10 protein-coding genes are annotated in these 10602 nt (G+C 62.1%); all 10 read right to left on the bottom strand.

Going from position 1 to position 10602, the window contains the following annotated elements:
• Window positions 1-47 precede the first annotated feature (47 nt).
• Window positions 48-962, bottom strand: coding sequence for an SMP-30/gluconolactonase/LRE family protein (locus tag QZ332_RS11920; RefSeq protein WP_295765682.1), 915 nt, complete (start codon window positions 960-962; stop codon window positions 48-50).
• Between the two features lie 236 nt (window positions 963-1198).
• Window positions 1199-2188: a Gfo/Idh/MocA family protein gene (locus tag QZ332_RS11915; protein WP_295765680.1), complete on the bottom strand. Its 990-nt coding sequence runs from the start codon at window positions 2186-2188 to the stop codon at window positions 1199-1201.
• Window positions 2189-2230: 42 nt separating this feature from the next.
• Window positions 2231-3529, bottom strand: a complete 1299-nt coding sequence (locus QZ332_RS11910; RefSeq protein WP_295765679.1) for a TRAP transporter large permease — start codon at window positions 3527-3529, stop codon at window positions 2231-2233.
• Window positions 3522-4037 carry a TRAP transporter small permease gene (locus tag QZ332_RS11905; protein WP_295765677.1) on the bottom strand — a complete coding sequence of 172 codons (516 nt, stop codon included), beginning with the start codon at window positions 4035-4037 and terminating at the stop codon, window positions 3522-3524. The genes QZ332_RS11910 and QZ332_RS11905 overlap by 8 nt, the downstream gene beginning before the upstream one ends.
• Before the next feature lie 80 nt (window positions 4038-4117).
• Window positions 4118-5176: a TRAP transporter substrate-binding protein gene (locus QZ332_RS11900; protein WP_295765675.1), complete on the bottom strand. Its 1059-nt coding sequence runs from the start codon at window positions 5174-5176 to the stop codon at window positions 4118-4120.
• 180 nt (window positions 5177-5356) lie between these two features.
• The gene (locus QZ332_RS11895) at window positions 5357-6076 is read right to left on the bottom strand and encodes a helix-turn-helix domain-containing protein (RefSeq protein ID WP_295765673.1); all 720 of its coding nucleotides are present in this window, start codon (window positions 6074-6076) and stop codon (window positions 5357-5359) included.
• Entirely contained in the window at window positions 6069-7523 is a 1455-nt protein-coding gene (locus tag QZ332_RS11890; RefSeq protein ID WP_295765671.1) for a sensor histidine kinase, read from the bottom strand. The genes QZ332_RS11895 and QZ332_RS11890 overlap by 8 nt, the downstream gene beginning before the upstream one ends.
• 60 nt (window positions 7524-7583) lie before the next feature.
• Entirely contained in the window at window positions 7584-7874 is a 291-nt protein-coding gene (locus tag QZ332_RS11885) for a hypothetical protein (protein WP_295765669.1), read from the bottom strand.
• A 943-nt stretch (window positions 7875-8817) separates the two neighbouring features.
• Window positions 8818-9825 carry an ATPase P gene (locus QZ332_RS11880; RefSeq protein WP_295765667.1) on the bottom strand — a complete coding sequence of 336 codons (1008 nt, stop codon included), beginning with the start codon at window positions 9823-9825 and terminating at the stop codon, window positions 8818-8820.
• Between the two features lie 93 nt (window positions 9826-9918).
• A partial coding sequence (locus QZ332_RS11875; protein ID WP_295765665.1) for a carbon starvation CstA family protein occupies window positions 9919-10602 on the bottom strand: 684 nt, incomplete at its 5' end.

Here is a 10602-nt window from a genome sequence, read left to right as displayed (position 1 = left end):
CAGACGGATCTCAGCTGCTAACACCTTCAGCTTTTTCTCGTTCATGGTCATCGCTCCCTTTCCTGTTGCAGATCCCAAATTTTAAAGAAGTGGTCGGGACAGCCGGCGATCTCTCGGCGCATCTGGAACGTGCTCCCCGCGCTGGGGTACTGGAGGATCTTCTCCGGCGGGTAGCGGCGGTGAGACGAGGTGACGTACAGCGTCTTCATGTCTCCGCCGCCGAAGCCGCAGCAGGTCGCATACTCCACCGGGAAGGGGATGTCCTCCAACAGGCGGAGATCCGGGGACCACACCGTGATATGGCCGGTCCAGTGGCAAAGGTACAGGTCCCCGGCGGTGTCCATGGCCATGCCGTCCGGCATCCCCAGCTCCGTGCAGTCCACCGCCACCTCCAGGGGGCCGCAGCGCCCGGTCTCCAAGTCATACTCCGCGGCCAGCAGTTTCTTGTTGTAGGTATCCACTACGTAAAGCCGCGTGTTTTCCAGATTCCAGAGCACACAGTTGAACTGATCGATCCCGGCCTGGACGACATGGACGGAGCCGTCCGTGTCCACCCGGTAAAAATTGCCCTTCATGGTCTCCGGATCGTACTCCGGCGTGCCGTAAAAAACGGACATGGTGCTGGTGAAGATGCGGCCCTTCGCATCCACCCGGGTGTCGTTATACCGGAAGTTCGTGTCCCCGCCCTTGGGGTCCACCAGGAATTCCAGGCTGCCGTCCCGGGTATCCAGGAGGTACATCCCGCCGCTCAGAGCGCAGAGCACCCGGTCTTCGTCGCTGGTGGGAACGGCGGAGCCCACCAGGCTGTGGACGTCCCAAGCCTCGTCCTGTCCGTTTCCCGGGGTGAACCGGTGGACCTGGCAGCCCAGGAGGTCCGTCCAGTATAGACAGCTTCTCCGGGAGTCCCAGATGGGAGTCTCCGCCAGCTCCACCTGAGAGGGGATCGCGATGGTGAGATCCATGATATCGTCTCCTTTGCTTGCCGTTAGGCGTATACGGTCTCCTGTTCATACCGCTCCCCGGCTCGAAGGACCGGAGAGGGGGGAGGCGGGGGAAGTCCAGGACGGCACCGGCCGGGACCGGGCGGCCCCGCCGCAGGACGGGAGGCGGACGCGGGAGCCCCGCTGATCGGACAGCTCATAGGCGTACATCTCCCGGCCTCCCGCCGGGCGGCCGAAGAGGGTCCTGGTCCCGCCGCTCATTTGCGGCTTGCCGACTGGATGCCGCTCATCGTCATCAGCCGGTCGGCCATGTCCAGGATGGCGATGCTCTCGCTCAGGGGCATGACGGGGCTTTCCGTCAGGCCCTCCCGGATGCAGCGGCAGGCGTGCCGGAGCTCGTACTCGAAGCCGTTTTTCTCGAAGGGGAACTCGAAGTCCTGAGAGGGCTCGCCCAGGGCGTCCAGGGTGACCCTGGAGCTGCCCAGGAAGTTGTGGATGGTGACGCAGCCCGTTTCTCCGTAAATGACGGCCTTGTTGTCGAACTTCCCCTTCACCGTATCCATCAGATAGGCCAGGCGGCCGCCGGCGAAGGTCATGTCGAAGGCGTTGTAGAGGTCGATGCCGTGCTCGTTCAGGCAGGACTTGATCCGGACCTCCTCCACGTCGTGACCGAAGATCTGATAGGCCAGCATGATGTTGTAGACGCCCAGATCCAGCATGGAGCCGCCGGCCAGCTTGGGGTCGATCTTCCGCAGGCCCCGGGCCCCGGGGTGGGAGAAGCCCAGCTCCGCCCGGAGGAACTCGTACCTCCCGATGGCGCCGGAGCGCAGGAGCTCCTGGGCCTTGTCCCAGGCGGGGAGGAACACCGTCCAGTAGGCCTCCATGATGAAGACCTCGTGCTCCCGGGACAGCCGGGCGATCTCCCGGGCCTCCTCTCCGGAGATGGCGATGGGCTTCTCGCAGACCACGTGCTTGCCATGCTCCGCGCACAGCCGGATGTTTTCCAGATGGAAGTTGTGGGGAGTGCCGATGTAGACCACATCCACCTCCGGATCCCCGGCCAGCTCCTCGTAAGAGCCGTAGCTCTTGGGGATCGCGTACTGGGCGGCGAAGGCGGCGGACTTCTCGGCGCTGCGGGAGGCCACGGCGGTCAGGACCGCGTCGTCTCCCAGCGCCTCGAAGGTGGAGGCGCCCTTGTTGGCGATGAAACCGGTGCCGAGGATGCCAAAACGCAGCTTCTTGTTCATAAGTTCTCCTTTCGCGCTCCGGGCGGAGCGTCGGGGGCTGGTTCAGCCCATCATCAGGTGGGGGACGAACATGGACAGGGGCTGGAAGAAGGTCACCAGCAGCAGCACCAGGATCATCATGGCATAGAAGGGCAGGCAGGCCGCGGTGGCCTCCTCGATCTTGATGCGGCCGATGGAGCAGCCGGCAAAGAGGGCCGCGCCCACGGGAGGCGTGCACAGGCCGATGGCCAGATTGAGGATCAGCATGGCGCCGAACTGCACCGGGGCCATCCCCAGCTGCGTGGCCACGGGGAGCAGGATGGGCGTCAGGATCAAGATCAGGGGGCCCATGTCCATGATGCAGCCCAGGACCAGGCACATGACGTTGATGAGCAGCAGGATGACGACCTTGTTGGTGGAGATGCCAAGCAGCAGATCTGTCACCATGGTGGGGACCTTCAGATAGGCCAGCAGCCAGCCGAACATGGAGGCGGTGGCGATCAGCGCCATGACCATGGCGATGGTCCTCAGGGACTTGCGGAGGATGCTGCCGAACTGGCGCAGGGGGATCTCCCGGTAGACGAAGAAGGTGACGATGAAGGCGTACACCACGGCCACAGCCGCGGATTCCGTGGCCGTGAACCACCCAAGGATCACGCCGCCGACGATGATGATGCAGGTCATCAGGCCCAGCAGGGCGTCCTTCGTGGCGATCCAGATCTCCCTGGGGGAGAGCATCCGCCCCTTGGGGTAGTTCCGCTTCCGGGCGATGATGGCGGTCATGATCATCAGGGCGATGCCCAGCAGGATGCCGGGGATCAGGCCGCCCATGAAGAGCTGGCCGATGGAGACGCCGCCGCCCGCCGCCATGGCGAAGAGGATCATGTTGTGGGAGGGGGGGATCATGACGCCCTGGCAGGAGGAGGTCACCGTGACCGCCACGGAGAAGTCCTTGTCATAGCCGGAGTCCGTCATCATGGGGATCAGGATGGAGCCGATGGAGGACGTGTCCGCCACGGCGGAGCCGGAGATCCCGCCGAAGAACATGGACGCCAGGATGTTCACCTGGGCCAGGCCGCCCCGCATCCAGCCGACGAAGGCGTTGGCCAGGGTGATGAGCCGGCGGGAGATGCCGCCCTGTCCCATGATCTCGCCGGCCAGGATGAAGAAGGGGATCGCCAGCAGGGAGAAGGACTGGACGCCGTTGACCATCCGCTGGAACAGCGTGGCCAGGGGGATGTTCAGATACAGCGCGGTGAGGACGGAGGAGATGCCCAGGGTGAAGGAGATGGGCATCCGGGCCGCCAGCAGGATGACGAAGGAGCCCAGCATGATGGCGATCGCGATCGTAGTATTAGGCACGGGAGTCCTCCTTTCCGGACACGGGGGCGTCCTGCAGGATGTGGCTGTCCCGCTTGGCCGCGACCAGGAGGGCGTTCAAAAAGACCAGGATGCCGGACAGGGGAAGGATGATGTAGAGCACCGCGCTGGGCATCTTGGTGGCGGGCATGGTGGAGAGCTTGGTCATGTTCATGATGATGATGCCGTAATAGACCATCAGTCCGCCGAAAATGGCCATGAGGATGTGGTCGATGCTCTCCAGGACGCCGATGGCTTTCCCGGGCAGCTTGGAGGTGAACATCTCGATGCTGATGTGGATCTTCTCCAGCACGCCGATGGCCATGCCGATGAGACTGAACCAGACCAGCATCAGCGTGGCGACCTCCTGGGTCCAGGCGAAGCCCTGCTTGAAGATATAGCGCAGGATGACATCGATGAAGACGATCACCGTCAAGATGACCATGCAGATCATGGCGAACCACTCCAACGCTTTGAATAAAAACCGGAACGCTTTATGGGCTGCCCGCATAATCGTTCTCCTTTCTGATGCATTCGATTTTGGATCTTGAGAAAAGGGCGGCCGTTAGGCCGCCCTTTTTCGGCGTAAGATCAGCCCAGGGCCTGAACGCGCTCCACGATGGCTTTCTGCTCGTCGTTGAGGAAGTTGTCATACATGGGGGCCACGGCGTCCTGGAACGCCTTCAGCTCCTCGTCGGTCAGGGTGGTCAGGGTGCAGCCCTTCTCCTCGGCGATCTTGGCGTTCTTGGCCTCGGACTCCTCCCAGGCGACCTTGTGCCACTCCTCCGCCTCCTTGGCGCAGTCGAAGATGATCTGCTGGTCCTCGGCGGACAGCTTATCCATGGTCTGCTTGGAGGCCAGGATCATGTCGGGCATATAGGTGTGGCCGTCATAGGTCCAGTAGGGGGCGACCTCCCAGAAGGACATCTCGATATAGGAGGTCATGTTGTTCTCGGCGCCGTCCACGACGCTGGTCTGGATGGAGGAATAGGTGTCATTGAAAGGCAGGCCCACGCCGGCGGCGCCCAGGCTGTCCATCATGGCCAGCATCAGGTCGGACTCGGAGACGCGGATCTTCATGCCGGCCATGTCGGCGGGGGTGCGGATCTCCTTCTTGGCGTTGAAGAAGTTCCGGGAGCCGGGATGGATATAGGTGATGCCCACCAGGTTGTTGGCTTTGAAAGCCTCGAAGACCTCCTGGCCGATCTCGCCGTCCAGGACCTTGAAGAGGTGGTCCACGCTGGTGTACTCATAGGGCATCTGCAGGGCGTTCATCAGGGGGTTGAACTCGGCGGAGGCGCCGGCGGCCACGCGGGTGAAGTCCAGGCCGCCGAACTGGCACTGCTCGATGGTGGAGCGCTCGTCGCCCAGCTCGCTGGCGAAGTGGCACTCGATGGTGATGCGGCCGTCGGTCTTCTCGCTCACCAGGTCGGCGAACATCTGGCAGGCCTGGCTGGTGACGTGCTCGGCGTTGTGGCTGTTGGCCAGGCGGAGGAGCATCGTTTCACCGCTGGGCACCGCGTCGGAAGGAGCGGGCTCGGAGGTGCCGCTGCCTGTGTCGGGAGTGGAAGGGGCGCTGGGGGTGCTGCCGCAGGCGCACAGGCCCAGCAGCATCAGGGCCGTCAGCAAAGACGCGATCAGTTTCTTCATTTCTTCTTCATCCTCCATATTGAATTCTGTTTCGTAGGACAGTTCCTGTTTTCAGTATAATTCTCCGGAGCCTGTTAAGAAATCGTAAAGTTTTGCTGTCGCGCCGTCAATTTTTTGTTATATATCAATTCGATCGTGTAAATTTTGTGTAAAACGAACAATAGCGGGCCCTCCGGCCCGCTACGATCGGTCATCTTGTTTTGCCTGTGCCCTGTAGACGGAGGGCGTACAGCCCACCACGCGTTTGAACGCTTTGGCGAAGTAGTTGGAATCCGGGTAGCCCACCGACCGGCCGATCTCGCTGACGCTCATATCGGTGGAGCGCAGGCGGCGCTGGGCCTTCTCGATGCGGTAGGCGGTGAAGAACTCTAAAAACGTCTTGCCGGTGTTGGCCTTGACCTGTCTGGAGAAATAGAACGGGCTCATGCCCATGCTCTCCGCCGCGGACTCCAGGGAGATGTCCTCGGTGTAGTGCTGGCGGACCCAGACGTTCAGCTCCGTCTCGAAGGGGGTGGCTGCCTGGACGGGAGGGGCCACCTCGAAGAATTTTTGGAGGAGCTCCCGGAGGTCCGCCTCCGAGACCGGTTTGAGCAGGTACTCCTCCGCCCCGGAGCGCAGGGCCTTCACCGCGTAGTCGAACCGGTCGTAGGCCGTCAGGAACACGATGTGGACCTCCGGCTGGTGGCACTTGATGACGGCGGCCGCCTCCAGACCGTTCTTGGCCGGCAGCTCGATGTCCATGAAGACGATCTGCGGGCGCACCTGCAGGGCCTTGGAGATGGCCGAGTTCCCATCCTCGGCGGTCTCCACCATGACCTCCTCCCCCAGGACGGAGCGCAGGCGGGACGCGATGGCCGCGCGGCTCTTGGGCTCGTCCTCCACCACGAGTATCTTAATCACTGTCCTCGCCCCCTACCAAGATCTTGACGCATGTCCCGACGCCCACCATGCTGAACACGTCCACACGCCCGCCGTTCAGGCGCATCCGCTCCGAGATGTTCGCGATGCCCACGGACTGGCGCTGCCCGCCCAAGGGGCGGCTGGCATCGAAGCCGCATCCGTTGTCCGTGACGGTGATCGTGATCCCCCGCCGGGTCCGCCGGGTCCGGACCCGGACCCGGCCGGGTTCGGAGCGCTCCCGCAGCCCGTGGACGATGGAATTTTCCACCAGGGGCTGGAGGATGAACTTGGGGACCTCCGTGCCGTTCAGCGCCGGGTCCGCCATGACCTCGAAGATGATCCGGTCCCCATACCGGGTCTCCTGGAGCTCGATGTAGTCCTGGAGCAGCTGGAGCTCCCGGCCCAGGGTCACGATGGCCTCGCCGCTCTCCAGGGAGTAGCGGAAGAAGCTGGAGAGCCGGAGGATCAGGTTTTCCGACAGGGGAGCGTCCTCCTCCCGGGCCAGGGCGGCGATGGTGCTCAGGGTGTTGAAGAGGAAATGGGGCTTGATCTGGCTCTGGAGCTGGGCGAAGCGGATCTCCTGCAGCTTCCTCTGCATCTGGGCGGCCTCCACCTCTTTTTCCAGCAGGTGCCGCTCCATCTCGGACTGCTGCTCCAGGGCGTGGATCGTCCGGCGGATCTCCTTTTGCATCAGGTTGAAGGAGTGGGCGGTCCGGCCGATCTCATCGCCGCTCTTCACGTTCAGCGGCGGCGCGTCGTAGCGGCCCTCCCGGATCTGGTCCGCCGCCCACCCCAGGGCCGCCAGGGGGCGGAGGACGCTGCGGTTGAAGACCGCCACGATCAAGATCACGACCACCGTCGTGATCAGGAGGAAGGCCATGAACCGCCGGCTGTTTTGCCGGTTGCACTCCTCGATCTCGTGCCACTGCGCCCCGCCCTGGACGTTGCGGCTGTGGAGCAGGTCCCGGGTATAGCCGTCGATGTAAGCCGCCTGGGTCTTCAGGGAGAGGTAGGGCGGGATGAGGTCCTCCTCCGGCCCCAGCTCCAGGAAGGCCGCCTGGGACTGGCGGTAATACTCCATGGCGTTGCAGATGGCCTGCTTCAGCATGTATTCCTGCCGCTGGTCCTCGGTCCTGCTTGGCCGCAGCTCCAGCAGCCTGCGGTCCGCCTCCTCGATGGCGCAGAGGTATTCTTCCCGGGTCTGCTCCGTGGAGACGGGGCGGATGTAGGCTTCCAGCGCCACGTTCTCCGCGGAGAACGCGTCCAGGAACCCGGTGATGTCGATATAGTCGTTCATGATGATGCTGGAGGCCCCGCTGAAATCGTGGAGCCGGAGCGTCACCATCAGCACCAGGAGCCAGGTCATGGTCAGCATGCTCCCCATCAGGAAGGTGCTCTTGGCACGGATCGAGATGTGGTTCCATTTTTGTACGAGTCGTTTCCACATGATAGAGAGGACCTCCGCTATCCTGATCTCTCCGCCGCCCGGGCTCCGTGGCGGGGACTTTCAGCCACGCATGGCCTCACGAAGGGACGGCACGCCGGTGGAGGTGCAGCGCAGGAGGGCCTCCGGCGGACCGTCCGGCATCATGGCCCGCCAGATCCGGGATTTGGCCGGGCTGGGGGCGGGCCGCAGCGCCATGGGCCCCATCGTCACGGCTCCGCCGCAGCCGGTCTTCCTCAGGGCGCCCAGCAGGGCGCGCCAGTCCGTGTCCGCCCCGGTCAGACCGGGAAGGCCCCGGTTGGATCCACAGACGTGCAGGTGGCCGGACCGGCCGCTCTCCACTGCCGGAGACATGGCGGCGGCGGTGGGATCTTCCTCGATAGTCCATACTCAGGATGGGCTGCGACGATCATTTGAGCAGCTTGAACGATCGATCGTTCGACGGATGTGAGATCATTTTTTGGATCGGTTTCATATTTTCTTAAGATCCAGCTGCTGAGTTGTTGCAGATATCATCTTTTGCGTCTTAGATCCTGATCTTGTCTTTGGAGACGAAAGACCGCAACGACATAGATCGGCTCGGTCAGGGTCTATCGATCGTGGACTGTTGTTGCGATCGGAGCGGATCACTTGAGCAGTTCCGTCTGATCTATTTTTGCGAGGATGAGATCCAAGTCGAGGATCGGCATCTGGTGTTTGCGTAATGGTATACGGCACACCATCCGCGATATGATCGATATATTCAGATATTTTTATTATACCACGATCGAGGGAAGTCGACAACGTTTCAAGTATAGTCGCTTTTCTTACCCCGTTTTCTCCGGTAAGTACAATTGGAGCCCGGCCCGGATTTGCTTGCTTTTTGTCAGCTCCATGGTAACATATCCCTCCCTTGATTTCAATTACAAGATAGCAGAAGGCGCAGCCTCAAAAGGCTGCGCCGAATTCTATGAAGATATTTACTTGGTAGGGAGTTCGGTCTCTCTATATGCATTTTTGAGGATCGAGCTATATCTGTGAGTAAAATGAAAAGTTGACAAACCCTTGCAGACAGGCACTTTCAGGCCCTTGGGTTTGTCAACTTATCCTGGTACGCCCTGAGGGATTCGCCCCCCGGCCTTCTGGTCCGTAGCTTGTCTGAGGGCATAAAACAAATGCTTTCCACTCCATTCAGAACTGTTCGCTCAGGGATCCAAGCATCTTTTGTACGGTTCTCTCCGTTATTTCCACTGCAAAATTTCCTGTCCTGGGTCAAGTTATGGGTCAAAACGGTCCCGGATTCCCTCCAGCACGGATCTCACAGGTAATCCTCATTTAAAAACATCGGTTTGATCTCCACGACCTCGTCGTACTCCTCCTGGTCCACCTCCACGCTGGAGTTCAGCGCTTTCAGATTCCGCTTGACGGTTTCCAGCGCCTCTTCGGGCGTTTCCGCCCGACCCTCTTCGATGGCCCGACGCATCCGCCGGAGGACCACCGGGTGGGCGTAGCGGGGTGGCAGGGGGAACTTCGGAAACCCCTGCAGATAAGCATCCATACCCCTTTGGGCCTTTTCCACCCGGCCCATCACCGCTTTCCGGTTGTTCCGGGAGGTGGGCAGCACGTTGGCCCCGGAAAACATGAACAGCGCCGCCAGGCCGAACAGCAGGAAATACAGCGCCGTGTCCGCGCCCTTCGTCAGGGCGTAAAGCCCGTAGACCAAGGCCAGCAGTCCCGCCGCCATCACCGCCAGGGCGACATAGCGATAGCTGGACTTGCTGCGCAGGTACGCCCGCTTTTCCCTGGCGGACCGGCTCAGATTCCCGGTCAGGTCTGGGCGCTCCTCCAGGAACGCCTCCGCCTTTTGGAGGAGCTTGACGCTTCGCCGAGCCTCCTCGGAGAGCTCCGGCAGGACCCGGGCGGCCCGCTCCTTCTCCCGCTTAGCAAGGCGTTCCTCCGCTTCGGCGCTGTGCAGGGGCAGGCTGGGCCGGGCCTTGGAGAGGTACTCCAGCAGCTGGTCCACTTGGTCCTCATATTTGAAATTGCACTGCTTCTGCTTCCCGCCGTCGTATTCCACCACTAGGTAGGGGATCGACGCGAAGACGCCCTTGTGGGAAAAGCCGCCGGAGCTCATGGCCACCCGCTTGAAAACACGGCTGATCCCCGCAAAGGGCAGGTAGTAACGGCAATCCAGGTAAAAGCTATTTAAATAGAGGGCCTTCCGCCCCACGCCGCAGGGGCCGAACCGGCGGCAGGACTTACGGTCCTCCATAAGCTCGGCCTGGTCCAGGATCTCGCGCCCCAGCGGGATTGGTTTGACGATCATGGTATCACTCCTTAAAGCAGGCCGTCAGCCGCTGTCCTTGGGCAGCGGCTGACGGTGATCTACTCGAAAAACAGCCGGCCGGGTGAGGGAGAGTCAGACCTTCACAGACTGCTTCTTGGTAGCGCGGATGAAGATGAACAGCAGCGCCGCAGCGAAAACGATGCCTACGGGATAGGCCAGGGCGGTGTTGTAGGCCACCAGCTTCCGGGCACCGTCCACCACCTCGTGCTTGTTGAGCAGCTGGCCCAGGCACTCCTCGCCCAGGATGAAGTAGGTGCAGGACACGGCGCTCATGAACGTGGCGGGGATGGCGGTGATCCAGTAGTTCTTCTTCTGCTGGAACAGGTACATGCTGGCGGCCCAGAGGACGATCATGGCCAGGGTCTGGTTGCTCCAACTGAAGTAACGCCAGATCACGTTGTAGTCGATCTTGCCCAGGGCGTTGCCGATGCCCAGGATCGCGCCCACGGCCAGCACGGGCACGCAGAGCTTCAGGCGGTTGGCGTAGGACTTCTGGTCGATCTTCAGCCAGTCGGCCAGGGTCAGCCGGGCGGAACGGAAGGCTGTGTCGCCGGAGGTGATGGGGCAGGCGATGACGCCCAGCATGGCCAGGATCATGCCGAAGGAGCCCATGGTCTTCTGGCAGATGTCGTACACGGCGGTGGGGCCGCCGGCGCCCATGCCCAGCAGCTCCGCGCCCTCGTAGATGGAGCAGCCCGCGGCGGCCCAGATCAGGGCGATGATGCCCTCGGAGATCATGGCGCCGTAGAACACCAT

It is taken from the genome of uncultured Oscillibacter sp. (assembly GCF_910584465.1).
Lineage (GTDB): Bacteria > Bacillota > Clostridia > Oscillospirales > Oscillospiraceae > Oscillibacter.
Note: the sequence above shows the minus strand (reverse complement) of the source record. Positions and strands in the feature narration are given on the sequence as shown.